Here is a 15,028-nt window from a genome sequence, read left to right as displayed (position 1 = left end):
GGTCAGCTGATGCAGAACTCGTCGCCCTCGGGAACGGCAGCTGTCAGGGCTGGACCTGCTGCAACTGCTCAAATAGCTCGGGCGGGATGGCGTAGATGAAGATGACCGCCAGCAGGTTCTTCGCCGCGTGCACAAAGTAGGAGAACATCAGGTTCTTCCCGGTCCACACGTAGACAAACACCAGCGTGCCTCCCATGGCCAGATAGGGGAGCAAGGCACTGAGCGTGATGGCTTCCTGGCCTGCGATATGGATGCCGGCAAAGAGGACCACAGAGAGGGCACAGCACAGCCAGATGTTGAGCCGGCGGCTGAGCTTGCCGATCAGCAGGTGCCGGAAGATGTACTCCTCCACAAACGGGCCCACCACCACCAGGACCGGCACCATCAGCCAGGCAGGGACCTGTTGCATCAGCGCCTGCAGCCCGGCTTGGTTTGCCGACGTCTCCACTCCGCCGCCGGCCGACACCACCACGGCCGTGAGGATCATCATGGCCACCACCGCCGCGGGCACCATCAGCAGGGTGAACCACGGACGGATGGCCAGCACGCGCAGGTCCCGGGCCACCACCCGGCGGGCGGCGGCCAGCGCCAGGATCCCGATCGAGCCATAGAAGATGAGGTTCACGGCGTACGATGCCGCGGCCGGGCTGGGGGCAAGCTGGCTTATGAACGGGACCAGCAGTTCCCCTGCCACGGCGAAGAGCCCGGCCGCGGCCACATAGAGGCCAACGGCGGTGAAATCAAGGGCGGAAAACCGGTACAGCTCGGGCTGCGGCGCGGGTGGATTCCGGTGTGTGGTGGCCATGTCTTCAGCCTAGCTCCACGGTGGGCGTCACATTGCGGGGCCGGATGGGCGTCGCGTAGAATGTTCGGTATGCCTAAATTTTTGTTTCGGCGCGCCAAAGTCGCCGCCCGAACCCTCGCCCGGGGAACGGCGGCGTTCCGCGCTGCCAGCGCCGCCGCCGTCGTCCTCCTTTCCCTCTCCGTTACCGCGTGTGGGGGTGACGCGTCGGGCAACAGTGACAGTGACAAGCCCGTGGTCCTGACCACCTTCACGGTGCTCGCCGACGTCGCCCGGAACGTTGCGGGGGACAAGCTCACCGTGGAGTCCATCACCAAGGCGGGCGCCGAAATCCACGGCTACGAACCCACCCCCGGCGACATCCGCAAGGCAGCCAAGGCGGACCTCATCCTGGACAACGGCCTGAACCTCGAGGCCTGGTTCGGGCAGTTCGTGGAGGGCCTGGACGTGCCGCACGCCGTGGTCAGCGACGGTGTGGAGGTCATGTCCATCAGCGAGGACTCCTACCAGGGCAAACCGAACCCGCATGCGTGGATGTCACCCGTGAACGTGCAGATCTATGTGGATAACATGGTGACCGCGTTCAGCAAGCTTGACCCGGACAACGCCGCGGTATTCCAAGCCAACGGTGACGCCTACAAGGCTGAACTGCAGGGTGTGCAGGACGAGATGAAAGCAAGCCTCGCAGGCCTCCCGGAGAACCAGCGCGCCCTGGTGACCTGCGAAGGCGCCTTCTCCTACCTGGCCCGTGATGCCGGGCTCAAAGAGGTCTACATCTGGGCCGTCAACGCCGAACAGCAGGCCACGCCGCAACAGATCACCCGTGCCATCGAGTACGTCAAGGCCAACCAGGTTCCTGCCGTGTTCTGTGAATCCACGGTGTCCGATGCGCCCATGCAGCAGGTGGTGGGCGCCACCGGCGCGAAGTTCGGCGGCACACTTTATGTGGATTCGCTGTCCGAAGCCGACGGGCCCGTCCCCACTTACCTGGATCTGATCAGGCACGACGCCGATGTCATCACCAAGGCCCTGGCCGGCAGCTCCACCGGCTCCGCAGCAGGGGCGAAGTAATGAGCTCCCCCGCCATCCTCGTTGAAAACGTCACCGTCCACTACGGCGAGGTCCTGGCGCTCGATTCCGCCTCGCTCACCGTGGACGCCGCCCGGATCTGCGGCCTGATCGGCATGAACGGGTCCGGGAAATCCACCCTGTTCAAGGTGATCATGGGAATGATCAAGCCCGACGCCGGCCGCGTGCTGATCGGCGGACAGTCACCTACCAAGGCGCGCAAGGAGGGCGGGATCGGCTACGTGCCGCAGAGCGAGGATGTGGACTGGCAGTTCCCGCTGTCCGTCCGCGATGTGGTGATGATGGGACGCTACGGGCACCAGGGCTTCACCCGGCGGCCCTCCAAGGCCGACCGTGCCGCCGTCGATCTGGCGCTGGACCGCGTGGAACTGAGCGAGTACGCGGACCGGCAGATCGGGCAGCTGTCCGGCGGGCAGAAGAAGCGCGCCTTTGTGGCCCGCGGCATTGCCCAGGGTGCCACCATGATGCTCCTGGACGAACCGTTCGCCGGTGTGGACAAGCGCTCCGAGGCCACCATCACCAGGCTGCTGCGCGAGCTCGCCTCAGACGGCTGCACCATACTGATCTCCACCCACGATCTGCACGCGCTGCCCAACCTGTGCGACGAAGCCGTGCTCCTTATGCGCCGGGTCCTGATGCACGGCGCCCCGGAACTGGTGCTCCAGCCGGAGAACCTCGCCATGGCGTTCGGCCTGGATGTGCTGAACCGCGACCTTCCGGAACCTCCCCACCCCGCCGCCACGGCCGTCGTCGTCCACCCCGCAGCCGCCGGCGCCTCCGCCACCACCAAGAGCAGGGGCTGACCCGTGGAAATCTTCGACTTTCTGCTCGAACCGCTCAGCTACGACTTTATGGTCCGCGCCATCGTCACCACCGCGCTCGCCGCCGTCGTCTGTGCCGTCCTCAGCTGCTGGCTGGTGCTGATCGGCTGGTCCCTGATGGGCGACGCCGTCTCGCACGCCGTGCTGCCCGGCGTTGTGCTGGCCTACATTGTGGGCGCCCCGTTTGCGCTCGGCGCCCTGGTGTTCGCGCTGATCGCGGTGACCCTGATCGGCGTCGTCCGCAACACCAGCCGCGTAAAGGAGGACGCCGCCATCGGCATTGTGTTCACCTCGCTGTTTGCCTTGGGCCTGGTGCTGATCTCCGTCACGCCCAGCCAGACTGACCTGAACCACATCATCTTCGGCAACCTCCTGGGCGTCAGCATCCCTGACCTGGTCCAGGTGCTGGTGCTCGGCGTCGTCGCCTTCGTCATCCTGATCCTGAAGCGCTGCGACCTGACCCTCTACGCGTTCGATCCCACTCACGCCCACGCGATCGGGCTCTCCCCGAAACGGTTGGGGGCGCTGCTTATGGGGCTGCTGGCGCTGACGTCGGTGGTGGCGCTGCAGACTGTGGGTGTGGTGCTGGTGGTGGCCATGCTCATCATCCCCGGTGCCACCGCCTACCTGCTCACGGACCGCTTCAACCGGATGCTGGTCATCGCACCGGTGATTTCAGCGGTGTGCTCCATCGCCGGCATCTACTTCAGCTACTACCTGGACACGGCTTCGGGCGCCATGGTGGTGCTCACACAGGGTGTGGTGTTCGCCGCCGTCTACCTGTTCAGCCCCCGGCAGGGACTGATCGGCACCCGGCTGGCGAAGGCCCGCCGCAGGAAGGCCGCCGCACTTCTGGTTGCCTAGCCCGGGGTTTTCATGGCGGGTCCGTGGGGTTGGCGTGTTAATCAGGGAAAGGGTGCTCTGAACTGGGAAAATAGTGGTTGTCGAGACCGTTATTTGCCGAGCGAGGGAGCACCCTTTCGATGCAGAAGTCTACCGCTGTTTTTCCGTCCCTGCCGGTCAGTTTCACCGGCCAGTCGCTGATCTCCCACGCCGGAGTTTCGGTCCTCACCGGCTTCATGGACGCCCTGGGTTTCGGCAGGCTGTGCGAAGACAGACTCGGCCAGTTCGTTCCCTCCGGCGCGAAACACCGGCCCGGCCGGCTGGTGGGGTCCCTCGCGGCGATGCTCGCCGCCGGAGGCGAACACGCATCGGACCTGGACATCCTGCGCTCCTCACCCGGGGCCTTCGGTCAGCTGCCCTCGAACGCTACCGTCTCCCGGTTCTTCGAACGCACCGTGGCAAACCCGGAACTGTTCAGCTACGGATTCGAGACCCTCACCCAGGAACTGCGCACCCGCGCCTGGAACGCCGCCGGGAACCGGAACCCGGCCCTGACCGCAACAGCCGCGGACCCGCTCATCATCGACATCGACGCGACCCTGGTGACCTCACACTCCGATAAGGAAAACGTCGCCGGAACCTACAAAGGCGGCTACGGATTCGCCCCGTTCATCGCCAGCGCCGATTACGGTAACGGCAACGGAGCCGGGGAAATCCTCGCCGCCGTGCTCCGGCCCGGCAACGCCGGAGCAAACAGCGCCGAGGACCACATCCGGGTCTTCCACACCGCCACAACCCAACTGCCCCAGAGCTTCTACGACGGAACCGGGGCCCTGGCCGGGGAGAAGGTCCTGGTCCGCACCGACAGCGCCGGGGCCTCGAGGAAGTTCCTCTGGCACCTCCACAGCCTCGGCGTGCAGTTCTCCACCAGCTATACCCTCCCGTTCGGCAAGGCACACATGATCGACTGGATCAGCGACAAAGAGTACTGGCAGCCGGCCCTAGACCAGACTGGAAACGACCGGACGGACGCGTGGGTCATCAACGCCACCGACGTCATCCCGCTCACCGATTACCCGCCCGGCACGAAACTGTTCCTCCGCGCCGAGCCGCTGCACCCCGGTGCGCAGCCGACCCTGCTCGACACGGACGGGCACCGGATCACCGCGTTCCTGACCAACTCACCACGCTGGCACGGACCATTCCTCGACGCCAGGCACCGGGCCCGCGGCCGGTGCGAGAACCGGATCAAAACCCTGAAAAACACCGGCCTGGGCAAGCTGCCGTTCTTCGATTTCGCCGCGAACCAGGCCTGGGCGAACATCGCCGCACTGGCCTTCAACCTCGTGTCCTGGCTCCAGCTCGCTGCCCTGCCGGACGGACACCGGGCCAAGGCCTGGGACATCAAACGCTGGCGCTACCGGCTCTTCGCGACCGCAGGGAAAATCATCACCCGCGCCCGCCGCAACCAGCTCCTGCTCCCGGAATCAGCGCCGGAGAAAGACCTCCTGAAACTTCTCCTGGAGAACACCGCCCGCCTCACCAAAGGGCTCGTTCCTTCTACCGGCTGAGCCGGGCACTCATCCCGTCCCGACGAGCAGCCCCATCACCGGAAGTGGAACCGGCGCCAAACCAGGCGAACCAACAGGCCACACCAGCCTGCCCGAAAACAGAAAACAACCACGCATCGGCCGCTGGCACAAATCCGCGACGGTCACCGACCATCATGAAAAATCGAGGCTAGGCCCGGGAGTCCACAGCAACGCGGGGTCACTTACTGCCCAATACGAGGGGAAACATGGGCGTTAAGTGACCCCGCGTTGTTCCTTTGCAGAGGTCTGACCTGGTGGGGGTTTACCGGGTGGGAACGGGGGAGCGCCGCACGGTGATGTCGCCGTAGGCGCTGCGGGCGCGGATCTCCACTTTGGCGTCCGTCTCGCTCGGCCCGGTGGTGGCATCGAGTCCGTTGCGGACGCGACCGTACTTGGTGCTGAGGTCCAGCCACGCGGCGCTGCCTTCGCGGACGCCGATGGCCAACGAACCCGCCGCGGTCTGGAGGGTGAGGGTTCCGCGGGCCACCTCGCCGACCGTGATGTCGCCGTTGGAGGCCTTGATGGTGGTGGTGTCGCCGGCGCGTTCCACGGAGACGTCCCCGTTGGCGGCACTGACCTTGAGTTCACCGGCGGCATCCACGATGTACGTGCTGCCGTTGCCGTTCTTGACGCTGGCGGTACCGTCGATTTCCCGGATCCGGATCTTGCCCGAGCCGGTCTTGATTTCAGCCCGCCCCGCGACGCGTTCCACGGTCACGTCGCCCATGCCCGTGTGGACCCGGAGCTCCGTGGAGTGATCGACGTGAACGTGGCCCATGTCCGTCTTCAGTTCGGCGGAGCTGAATTCGCCCTCGCAGCGGAGATCGCCCATTCCGGACTTCAACTCCAGGCTGCAGCCGATGGGCACTTCAACTGCGATGTCCACGGCGCCGCCGTCGCTGAACCAGGTGTGGCGGCGCTGCGGATGCAGCCTTACCTGCAGGCGTCCATCCGTGTAGTCCACGGTGGTCTGCTCCGCCGCCTTGATGTCCAGGGCCCGGGTTGCCTCGCGGGGCCGGACGTTGACCACGGTGTCGGTGCGGTTGCCGGCCACAATCAGAATGTCGGCACGGACGGACACGTCCACCACGACGGCGATTGGCTGGGGGGTCTCGAAGGTTTTCATCAGCGTGCCCATCCTGTGAAGTTCTGCTCGCCGGGATCGCGGCGAATGGTGCGGTGCGTGGTTTGGCTCCCGTTGAGGGCGTCCGCGACGGCCCGGATCAGCCAGGAGTTCACGGACAGGCCTTCAAAGCCCGCGGCCTCTTCAACCTGCTGCTTGAGGTGATCGGGAAGGCGGAGCGTCGTGCGCGAGGTGCTGGCGCCGTCGAACTCTTCCGGGGCCTGCCGGGCCGGCCGGCCGGACCGTTCCGTCACCGCTTCGAAGTCGCTGGCGGCGGGCGGGCTGGTGACCACAAACTCCGGATCGCGGCCGCGGAGCCGTACCTCCACCGACGCCGGGGCCAGCTCGAGGGTGATCTCGCTGGCGGCGTCGGAGAGGGCCTCGAGGAGGACGAGCCGGACAGTGGAGTCAAGCGCGGCAGTGAGGCGGTCGCTGAGTTCCCGGGCCTCGGGACCACCGGCTTCGGCGGCAACGCCCAGCTGGTGCTGGACGGCGGATACATATTGGTTGAGTTGCATGACACCATTCTGACGTCAGTTTGGTGTCACATCAATACTTTCTGGCGAATAATGGTGCCACCGGTGGTGTCCCGGCTTGACGCTGCGGCTTCCGGCGGGGAAGCTGGAGCGATGAAGTCCTGAGCAGCAGCCCGGCAATGCCGGACTGTTCCCCCGAATCCAGGGCCGCCGTCGAGCATCAGTTCCGGCGGCCACACTGCGGAATCTTGCGAGGACTTGTCTTGACTGAACACCTGAACCTTTCCGGCGTCTCCCATGGCTATGGCGACCGGCAATTGCTCGACGGAATCAGCCTGGTCATCACGGCCGGCGAGCATGTTGCCATCGTCGGCGAAAACGGCGCCGGCAAATCCACGCTGCTCCAGATCCTGGCCGGGCTGGAAGCGCCCGACGAAGGAACTGCGGTCAGCCACGGCCGCGTGGGCTACCTTGCCCAGACGCACGGCCTGCCCGAATCCTTCACCGTGGGAGCCGCCGTCGACGCTTCCCTGGCCTCGCTGCGCGCCCTCGAAGCCGAACTTGACCGGCTGGAGGCCGGCCTCGCCGATGCCGAGGACGACGAGCTGGAAACCTACGGCCGGCTGCAGACCGAGTACCAGCTGCGCGAGGGCTACGCCGCCGAATCCCGCGTGGAGGCGGCGCTCGACCGGCTGGGCCTGGGCGGCCTGGACCGGAAACGGACGCTGGGATCGCTCTCCGGCGGCGAGCAGGAACGCGTGGCGCTGGCCTGTGTCCTGGCCGATCCGGCGGACATCCTGCTCCTGGACGAACCCACCAACCACCTCGATGCCCGCGGAACCGCCTGGCTGGAGGACCGGCTGGCCGCCCATCGCGGGACAGTGGTGGTGGTGTCCCACGACCGCGTGCTGCTCCGCAAGGTGGCCAGCACCGTGATTGAGGTTGATGCCGAGCGCCGTACCGTGACCCGCTACGGCAACGGCTACGACGGCTACCTCCGCGAGAAGGCCGCCGAACGCCAGCGCTGGGTCCAGCAGTACCACGAATGGATCGTCGCGATGGAGGCGGAGCAGCGGCAGGCAGACACCGTGACCGACAAGATGGGCTACGCCCGCCAACGCGACAACGACAAGGTGGGCTTCGACTTCAAAGCCGGCACCTGGCAGAAAGCGGCCACCAGCAAGGTCCGCAACGCGCAGGAACGGCTCCGGCGGCTGGAAGCGAGCCCCATCGACCGCCCGCCGGTGCCGCTTCGGCTGGCGGCGGAGCTCGCCGTGGAACCGGAGGTTCCTTCGGGTGCCTCCGTGGCGACCACCGCATCCGGGGACGACTCCCTCTTGACCGCGTCGGCGGTTCTCGTTGCCCGCGGCGTCGCAGTTCCCGGCCGCCTGGCCGTCACTGATTTCGCGGCCCGCACGGGTGAGAAGATCCTCATCACCGGCCCGAACGGCGCCGGCAAATCCACGCTGCTCTCCGTGCTGGCGGGAACCCTGGAGCCCGTCGAAGGGTTGGTTCAGCGGCCTGCGCGGATCGGCTACCTGCAGCAGGAACTCGAACTGCCGCAACGGCCCACGCTCCGCCTGCTGCCGGCCTTCGCGGCGGGCCTCGGCGGCAACATCGATGAGCACGCCGAGGCACTCCTGCGCCTGGGGCTGTTCCGCACCAGCGAGTTCCACGTCCCCGTAGGCAGCCTGTCCGCGGGCCAGCAGCGCAGGCTTGCCCTGGCCCGCCTGCTGCTGGGCGGTTACGGCACACTGATTGTGGATGAACCCACCAACCACCTGGCGCCGGTCCTGGTGGAGCAGCTTGAGGAGGCGCTCGCCGGCTTCACCGGGACCCTGGTCATGGTCAGCCATGACCGCGCCCTCCGGGACTGGTTTGCCCGGTGCGCGAAGAAGAGCGACACCTCGCGCACGGACGACGCCGGGCGCTGGATCCGGTACTCGATGGACCAGGGCGTGCTCGCCCCGGCCTGATGCCCCGCGCGCCCCGGCCTGACGGCCCGGAAAGCGGTGAGATTTGCGCAAACGAAAAGTTACGCACCGACCGGCAGGCGGAAACATCGGCGGCGGAAGATAGGCCTATGCCAGTCTCCCGCCGGCCGAAAGGATCTGTCCGTGATCACCAAGAACCTTTTCCTGCAGGGCATCTTCCCGTTTGTGGGCACCGGGCTGGAGAAACCCGTCCCCATCCACCGCGAACTCTCGCACTACGTTCCGGACGGCGTCATCAACCAGACGCTCTACTTCCGGGGCGGCAATTCCAGCAGTGAACTCATCACGGTGGTCCTGATGCGGAACGGTGTGCCCATGCGGTACTTCCCCATCGGCGCCAAAAGCGATGTCCATGTGCCGCTGCGGGTGGTGGAGGACATCGACGGCGGCTCAGTGGTGGAGCTCTATCTCGCCGCTCCGGATGGCGTTGGGGGATCCGTGGTGGTGGACCTGGGCATGGTGGAGCACTGATGACCAGCGTGCTGGACCGGCCGCAGGGGAGGCACACAGGCGCCGCGCCACGCCGTCGGCTGCTGGTGGTGGGAAACGGGATGGCGGGCGCCCGGGCCGTGGAGGAGATCCTGGCCCGCGGCGGTGCCGAGCAGTTCACCATCACCATGTTCGGCGACGAGCCCTACGGCAACTACAACCGGATCATGCTCAGCCACGTCCTCTCCGGCGAGGAAAGCGACGCCGACATCTTCCTGAACGCGCTGTCCTGGTACCGCGAGAACAGCATCACGCTGCACGCCGGGGTCCGGGTTGACCGGATCGACAAGGCCACCAAACACGTGTTCTCCAACGACGGCCGCGTTACACCGTACGACACCCTCATCATCGCCACCGGGAGCCGCTCCCACATGCCGCCGATGGACGGGCTGTACACACCCGGCGGGTCCGTGAAGCACGGTGTGTTCGGGTTCCGCACCATCGATGACACCCGGCGGATGGTCCAGCATGCGCAGCAGGAGCATCACCGGCGGGCCGTGGTGATCGGCGGCGGCCTGCTTGGTTTGGAGGCGGCCTATGGCCTGAAAAGCCACGGCATCGAGGTGGAGGTGGTCCACTCGGGCGGGCACCTCATGAATGCGCAGATGGGGCCCGACGGCGGCGCGGTGCTGCGCAGGAGCGTGGAGGCCCTGGGCATCCGGGTGCACACGTCCAGCCGCACCACAGCCGTCCTCGGGAGGGACATGGTCAGCGGCGTCAGCCTGCGGGACCGGGAGGACATCGCCTGCGACATGGTGGTGGTGGCCGCGGGCATTCGGCCGAACGTGGACGTGGCCGTGCTGAGCGGGCTCCCGGTGGAGCGGGCAATTGTGGTGGATGACCGGCTGCGGGTCCAGGACGAAGACGATATCTACGCCGTGGGGGAGTGCGTCCAGCACCGCGGCGAGGTCTACGGGCTGGTGGCGCCGCTGTGGGAACAGGCCGTGGTGCTTGCCAACCACGTGACCGGCGCCGATACGTCGTCGGCCTACCTCGGCTCCCGGACCGCCACCAAGCTGAAGGTGGCCGGCGTCGACGTCGCATCCATGGGACTGCACGGCCCCGAACTCGTCACCGACGAGCACATCGTCTTCTCGGAGCCCAGCCGCGGCATTTTCAAGTCCATCGTGGTCCGCGACAACAAGATGGTGGGTGCCACGCTCCTGGGCGACAGTCGGAAGGTGGCCTACCTGACGCAGGCCTACGACCGCGGGCTGCCGTTGCCCGACGAACGGATCGCGCTGATGTTCGACGTCGGCGGGCCGGGTGAGGCGGTGGGCGTGGCCGAGCTCGACGACGGCGCCCAGGTCTGCAACTGCAACGGCGTCAGTAAGAAGGCCCTGGTGGACGCCGTGAAGGGCGGCTGCACCACTGTTTCCGGCGCCATGGACGCCACCCGGGCGGGCAAGGGCTGCGGTTCCTGCAAGCTGCTGGTCAAACAGGTGGTGGAATGGGCCGCGGACGGCGCGGTGGAGGAGGACCCGGCGGCCAGCTACTACGTGCCCGGGATCCCGCTGGACAAGCCGGCCCTGATGGCCGCCATCCGGAAACAAGGCCTGCGCTCCGTCTCCCAGGTGTTCATGGCCCTGGCTCCCGGCAGCGCCGAGGACGCGAAATCCAAAATGGGCCTCGCGTCACTGCTGAAAATGATGCTCGCGGACCAGTACATCGACGAACGCGACGCCCGCTTCATCAACGACCGCGTGCACGCCAACATCCAGCGCGACGGCACGTTCTCCGTGGTCCCGCAGATGAAGGGCGGCGTGACGTCCGTGCAGCAGCTGCGCCGCATCGCCGACGTCGCCGAGAAGCACAACGTTCCGCTGATCAAACTGACCGGCGGGCAGCGGATCGACCTCCTGGGGATCCCCAAGGAGGACCTCCCGCAGGTCTGGGCCGACCTGGACATGCCCTCCGGGTACGCCTACGGCAAGAGCTTCCGCACCGTGAAGACCTGCGTGGGCAAGGACTTCTGCCGTTACGGGACGGGGGACTCCACCAAGCTGGGCATCGAGATCGAGTCCCGGTTCCAGGGCATCGAGTCGCCGGCCAAGCTGAAGCTGGCTGTGTCCGGTTGCCCACGGAACTGCGCGGAATCGCTGGTCAAGGACGTGGGCGTGGTGGCCGTGGAGGGCGGACGCTGGGAGCTTTACGTCGGGGGAGCGGCGGGCGCCCACATCCGCAAGGGCGACCTGCTGGCCACCGTGGATGATCCGGAGGAAGTGAAGCTTCTGACCGGCCGGTTCATGCAGTACTACCGTGAGAACGCCAACTGGCTGGAACGGACCTACTCCTTTGTGCCGCGGGTGGGCATCGAGCATCTCCGCGCCGTCATCGTGGAGGATTCCGAAGGTGTCGCCGCGGAACTGGACGCCGCCATGCAGGCATCCGTGGACAGCTACGTGGACCCGTGGAGCGAACGCGACGATCCGCTTACGCCGGGCCAGTTCCGCACGTCCCTGCCGCTCACGGTCCTGCCCCAGGTGCCGGTCCGGTGAGCGCCGACCAGACAGCGGCTAACCAGCTCAGCCCCGAGCCCGTCACCACCACCAGCCGCATCCTGGGCCCCGTGGACCAGATCCCGTTCGGTGAGGGCCGGGCCTTCGGGGTGGACGCCGAGCAGGTTGCGGTCTTCCGGCTGCGGGACGGGACCCTGCGCGCCCTGTCCGCGGTCTGCCCCCACCGCGGCGGCCCCATTGCGGACGGCACCATCGACCGGGAGGTGGTGATCTGCCCGCTGCACCAGCACACGTTCAGCCTGGAAACGGGCTGCTCCAGCACCGGCGCCGAACCTTTGCGCACGTACAGCGTCCAGGAGGATGCCGAACAGAACATTGTTCTGAACTATCCCCACATGCGTGGCAATAGTTTGGCTTAACCGGGTCAGGGTGTAGCCCGCGTCACTTGCTGCGGTTTGAGTCTTGTAGGATAGACAGGCCGCGCGAACTTCGACGTACTGTGACTTTCCATACAGAAAATTCCTTGAAACATCAAGAAACCGAATTTTCGGGATGGAGAAGTCCCTGCCAAGGGTGCCGGCCAATCCCCTACCCACAAGGAATTGTTGTGCCTCAAAGTACCCCCACAGAACTCGAGAGCCCGACGGCGCAATCCGCCGTCGTCGACTCCACCCTCAGCGCCGAGGGCTACAAAAAATCCCTGAGCGGACGCCAGGTCACCATGATTGCCATGGGCGGCGCCATCGGCGTCGGCCTCTTTATGGGTGCAGGCGGACGCCTGGCCTCCACTGGCCCTGCGCTCATTTTCTCCTACGCTATTGCCGGCGTTATCGCCTATCTGCTGATGCGGGCCCTGGGCGAGCTGATCATGTACCGCCAGACGTCGGGTTCCTTCGTCAGCTACGCCGGTGAGATGTTCGGCAAGAAGGGCGCGTACCTGTCCGGCTGGATGTACTTCATCAACTGGGCCATGACCGGCATCGCCGAACTCATCGCGATCGGACTGTACTTCCAGTTCTTCTTCCCCAACGTGCCGGTCGAACTCAGCGCCATTGCCGCGCTGCTGCTGCTCGTGGGCGTCAACCTCATGAGCGTCAAGGCGTTCGGCGAATTTGAATTCTGGGCCTCTTGCCTCAAGGTCGGCGCCATCATGATCTTCCTGGCCGTGGGCACCTTCATGGTGGTCACCAACGCCCAGGTGGGCGACGGCAACGCCTCGGTGAACAACCTCTTCGCAGCCGAAGGCGGAATGTTCCCCAAGGGTGCGCTGGTGATGATCCTGGTCCTGAACGCCGTGATTTTCGCCTACAACGGCATTGAACTCGTCGGCATCACGGCCGGTGAAATGCAGGACCCCGCCAAGGAAGTTCCCAAGGCGATCCGCGCCGTCGTCTTCCGCATCGTGGTGTTCTACGTCGGTTCCGTGACCCTCCTGGCGATGCTGTTGCCCTCGGACCAGTACGTGGCCGGCACCTCGCCGTTCGTCACCGTTTTCGGCCAGATGGGCCTCGGCTGGATGGGCGATGTTATGAACATGATCGTCATCACCGCCGCGCTGTCCTCCTGCAACTCGGGCCTGTACTCGATCGGCCGGATCTTCCGGACCATGGCCAACAACGGGCACGCCCCGGAGTGGCTGACCAGGATGTCCAAGAGCCACGTGCCGTACGCCGCCATCCTGGCCATCGGCGCCGTCTACCTCGTTGGCATCCTGCTGAACATCTGGCTGGGCGGCTCACACGCCTTCGACCTCGCGCTCAACTCCGCCTCGATCGGCGTGATCTTCACCTGGGGCGCCATCTTCGCCAGCCAGATCGCGCTGCGCCACAAGAAGGGCAAGGTCTCCTCCCTGCCCGCGCCCGGCGGAACCTGGAGCAGCTGGGTCGGGCTCATTGCGCTGCTGGCCATCACCGTGCTCATCGGCTTCGACACCATGACCAGCAAGACCGGCGAGGTATTCCACCTCGGTCTCTGGACCCTGGCCACCATCCCGTTCTTCGCACTGGTGCTGTGGCTGGGCTGGCAGAAGGTCAAGCACAACGAGCCCAAGAGCGAGCTCTTCTGCTAGATCTTTTCGCCCCAGCAGCCGGACGCTACGCGGACGGACACCCTGCGGACGGACGCTAAGAAGTCCGACGACGGCGGGTCACCCTTTCGGGGGCGGCCCGCCGTCGTCGTAAGTTCCCATCCATTGCTCCGTAGGGGCCCTTTTGAGCACTCAAAAGGGCCCCTACGGAGCAATCGATGGTGGTCGGGTGGCGTCCATGTTCTTGAGGTGCCGGGCGAAGTGGTCGTCGATCCGCTGCCAGGCTTCGGGGGAGGACGCCGGGTCGGGGCCGATGCCCATGACGCGCATCAGCGGCCTGAAAACCGCGGGGCCCAGGTCGGTTTCGTTGAGGAACGCGTGGCCTGCGGTGGGAAATTCCTTGACGCTGTTTTCGATGCCGAGGTTGTCCAGGGCGGTCCCGAGCTTGCCGGCCGCGCCCTTGAGGGTGAGGTCGCGGCCGCCGAAGTTGGCCACGATGGGGCAGGCGCCGCGGAGGCTTTCCTCGAGATTGCCGGGCAGGCGGCCGTAGTTGACCGAGGCCGCGTCGAAGCCGTCGCGGGCCACCAGCAGCGCGAATCCTCCGCCCATGCAGAACCCGATCACCCCGGTCTTGCCGGTGGACAGCGGTGACGTGGCCAGCCAGGTCCGGGCGGTGGCGAGGTCGGTGAACGCGCGGCCGCTTCCCCGGAGCATGCTCCGCATGGTGCTGACCAGGCAGCGGCGCGGGCCGCCGTCGCTGAACAGGTCCACCGCCAGCGTCAGGTACCCGGCGCGGGCCATCCGGTCTGCATGCCCGCGAACGAGGTCGTTCAGGCCGAAGGCTTCGTGGATCATCAGGACCGCGGGAAACGGACCTGGCCCGGAAGGCGTGGCGAGATATCCGCCGAGCGAAGGCGAACCGCCGGCAGCGGCACTCTGGGCACTCAGGTCCACATAAGTCATGGGCCAAGGGTAGCCGCCGCCGTCGATCCCCTCCGTCGACGCGGTCGGCGGACACGAGAACGGCGGCGGACAAGAGAACGGCGGCGGACCCCCCATGGGAATCCGCCGCCGTTCGAATGTGGAAGGACTAGTCCTTGAAGGTGTCCTTGACGTTTTCGCCGACCTTCTTTGCGTCAGCCTTGACCTGGTCCGCCTGGCCTTCGGCCTTAAGTTTGTCGTTGTCCGTGGCGTTGCCGGCCGCTTCCTTGGCCTTGCCGCCCAGGTGCTCTGCTTCGTTGCTGATCTTGTCTCCGAGGCCCATGAGTCTGGCCGCCTTTCGTTCCCGTTGATCTGACAATGCTTTTTAAGCCT

At 66.2% G+C, this 15,028-nt stretch carries 14 protein-coding genes; 9 read left to right on the top strand and 5 right to left on the bottom strand.

Annotated features, from left to right (window positions below; genetic code table 11):
• Positions 1-43: 43 nt before the first annotated feature.
• Entirely contained in the window at positions 44-805 is a 762-nt protein-coding gene (locus NIBR502772_RS19945; RefSeq protein WP_141141488.1) for a CPBP family intramembrane glutamic endopeptidase, read from the bottom strand.
• Positions 806-874: 69 nt separating this feature from the next.
• Here NIBR502772_RS19945 and NIBR502772_RS19940 point away from each other — a divergent pair, with 69 nt between their 5' ends.
• The 4 genes from NIBR502772_RS19940 to NIBR502772_RS19925 all read left to right on the top strand — a co-directional run bounded on the left by NIBR502772_RS19940 (position 875) and on the right by NIBR502772_RS19925 (position 5,126).
• Complete coding sequence (locus NIBR502772_RS19940; RefSeq protein ID WP_141141487.1) at positions 875-1,873, top strand: metal ABC transporter substrate-binding protein; 999 nt, start codon at positions 875-877, stop codon at positions 1,871-1,873.
• Positions 1,873-2,694 (top strand): metal ABC transporter ATP-binding protein, encoded by an 822-nt coding sequence (locus NIBR502772_RS19935; RefSeq protein WP_246848600.1) that lies wholly within the window; start codon positions 1,873-1,875, stop codon positions 2,692-2,694. Before NIBR502772_RS19940 ends, NIBR502772_RS19935 begins: the two co-directional genes overlap by 1 nt.
• Positions 2,695-2,742: 48 nt before the next feature.
• Positions 2,743-3,576 carry a metal ABC transporter permease gene (locus tag NIBR502772_RS19930; protein WP_141142178.1) on the top strand — a complete coding sequence of 278 codons (834 nt, stop codon included), beginning with the start codon at positions 2,743-2,745 and terminating at the stop codon, positions 3,574-3,576.
• Positions 3,577-3,695: 119 nt separating this feature from the next.
• Entirely contained in the window at positions 3,696-5,126 is a 1,431-nt protein-coding gene (locus NIBR502772_RS19925; protein ID WP_141139340.1) for an IS1380 family transposase, read from the top strand.
• 283 nt (positions 5,127-5,409) lie between these two features.
• Here the strand turns inward: NIBR502772_RS19925 and NIBR502772_RS19920 are convergent, their stop codons facing one another.
• Both NIBR502772_RS19920 and NIBR502772_RS19915 read right to left on the bottom strand, forming a co-directional pair.
• Positions 5,410-6,273, bottom strand: a complete 864-nt coding sequence (locus NIBR502772_RS19920; protein WP_141141486.1) for a DUF4097 family beta strand repeat-containing protein — start codon at positions 6,271-6,273, stop codon at positions 5,410-5,412.
• Positions 6,273-6,788, bottom strand: coding sequence for a histidine kinase (locus NIBR502772_RS19915; RefSeq protein ID WP_141141485.1), 516 nt, complete (start codon positions 6,786-6,788; stop codon positions 6,273-6,275). The genes NIBR502772_RS19920 and NIBR502772_RS19915 overlap by 1 nt, the downstream gene beginning before the upstream one ends.
• Positions 6,789-7,009: 221 nt before the next feature.
• Between NIBR502772_RS19915 and NIBR502772_RS19910 the strand changes: the two genes are divergently transcribed.
• The 5 genes from NIBR502772_RS19910 to NIBR502772_RS19890 all read left to right on the top strand — a co-directional run bounded on the left by NIBR502772_RS19910 (position 7,010) and on the right by NIBR502772_RS19890 (position 13,756).
• On the top strand, positions 7,010-8,722 hold the full coding sequence (locus NIBR502772_RS19910) for an ABC-F family ATP-binding cassette domain-containing protein (RefSeq protein WP_141141484.1): 1,713 nt from the start codon (positions 7,010-7,012) through the stop codon (positions 8,720-8,722).
• Between the two features lie 141 nt (positions 8,723-8,863).
• Entirely contained in the window at positions 8,864-9,211 is a 348-nt protein-coding gene (locus NIBR502772_RS19905; protein WP_104060431.1) for a molybdopterin oxidoreductase, read from the top strand.
• Positions 9,211-11,727: a nitrite reductase large subunit NirB gene (gene nirB, locus NIBR502772_RS19900; RefSeq protein WP_141141483.1), complete on the top strand. Its 2,517-nt coding sequence runs from the start codon at positions 9,211-9,213 to the stop codon at positions 11,725-11,727. Before NIBR502772_RS19905 ends, nirB begins: the two co-directional genes overlap by 1 nt.
• Positions 11,728-11,786: 59 nt before the next feature.
• Positions 11,787-12,107, top strand: a complete 321-nt coding sequence (locus NIBR502772_RS19895; RefSeq protein ID WP_141142177.1) for a Rieske (2Fe-2S) protein — start codon at positions 11,787-11,789, stop codon at positions 12,105-12,107.
• A 188-nt stretch (positions 12,108-12,295) separates the two neighbouring features.
• Complete coding sequence (locus NIBR502772_RS19890) at positions 12,296-13,756, top strand: amino acid permease (protein WP_141141482.1); 1,461 nt, start codon at positions 12,296-12,298, stop codon at positions 13,754-13,756.
• Positions 13,757-13,918: 162 nt separating this feature from the next.
• On the opposite strand, the gene NIBR502772_RS19885 is transcribed toward NIBR502772_RS19890, so the two are convergent.
• Together NIBR502772_RS19885 and NIBR502772_RS19880 are read right to left on the bottom strand one after the other, a co-directional pair.
• Positions 13,919-14,677, bottom strand: a complete 759-nt coding sequence (locus NIBR502772_RS19885; protein ID WP_141141481.1) for a dienelactone hydrolase family protein — start codon at positions 14,675-14,677, stop codon at positions 13,919-13,921.
• A 127-nt stretch (positions 14,678-14,804) separates the two neighbouring features.
• Entirely contained in the window at positions 14,805-14,978 is a 174-nt protein-coding gene (locus NIBR502772_RS19880) for a CsbD family protein (protein ID WP_058931408.1), read from the bottom strand.
• Positions 14,979-15,028: the final 50 nt, after the last annotated feature.

The sequence above is a fragment of the Pseudarthrobacter sp. NIBRBAC000502772 genome, from assembly GCF_006517235.1.
In the GTDB taxonomy this organism is placed as follows: domain Bacteria; phylum Actinomycetota; class Actinomycetes; order Actinomycetales; family Micrococcaceae; genus Arthrobacter.
Note: the sequence above shows the minus strand (reverse complement) of the source record. Positions and strands in the feature narration are given on the sequence as shown.

Coding starts and splice junctions, on each gene's coding strand:
- NIBR502772_RS19945 (WP_141141488.1), bottom strand. CDS start 805: ATGGCCACCACACACCGGAATCCACCCGCGCCGCAGCCCGAGCTGTAC.
- NIBR502772_RS19930 (WP_141142178.1), top strand. CDS start 2,743: ATGGTCCGCGCCATCGTCACCACCGCGCTCGCCGCCGTCGTCTGTGCC.
- NIBR502772_RS19925 (WP_141139340.1), top strand. CDS start 3,696: ATGCAGAAGTCTACCGCTGTTTTTCCGTCCCTGCCGGTCAGTTTCACC.
- NIBR502772_RS19885 (WP_141141481.1), bottom strand. CDS start 14,677: ATGACTTATGTGGACCTGAGTGCCCAGAGTGCCGCTGCCGGCGGTTCG.
- NIBR502772_RS19915 (WP_141141485.1), bottom strand. CDS start 6,788: ATGCAACTCAACCAATATGTATCCGCCGTCCAGCACCAGCTGGGCGTT.
- NIBR502772_RS19940 (WP_141141487.1), top strand. CDS start 875: ATGCCTAAATTTTTGTTTCGGCGCGCCAAAGTCGCCGCCCGAACCCTC.
- NIBR502772_RS19880 (WP_058931408.1), bottom strand. CDS start 14,978: ATGGGCCTCGGAGACAAGATCAGCAACGAAGCAGAGCACCTGGGCGGC.
- NIBR502772_RS19920 (WP_141141486.1), bottom strand. CDS start 6,273: ATGAAAACCTTCGAGACCCCCCAGCCAATCGCCGTCGTGGTGGACGTG.
- NIBR502772_RS19935 (WP_246848600.1), top strand. CDS start 1,873: ATGAGCTCCCCCGCCATCCTCGTTGAAAACGTCACCGTCCACTACGGC.
- nirB (WP_141141483.1), top strand. CDS start 9,211: ATGACCAGCGTGCTGGACCGGCCGCAGGGGAGGCACACAGGCGCCGCG.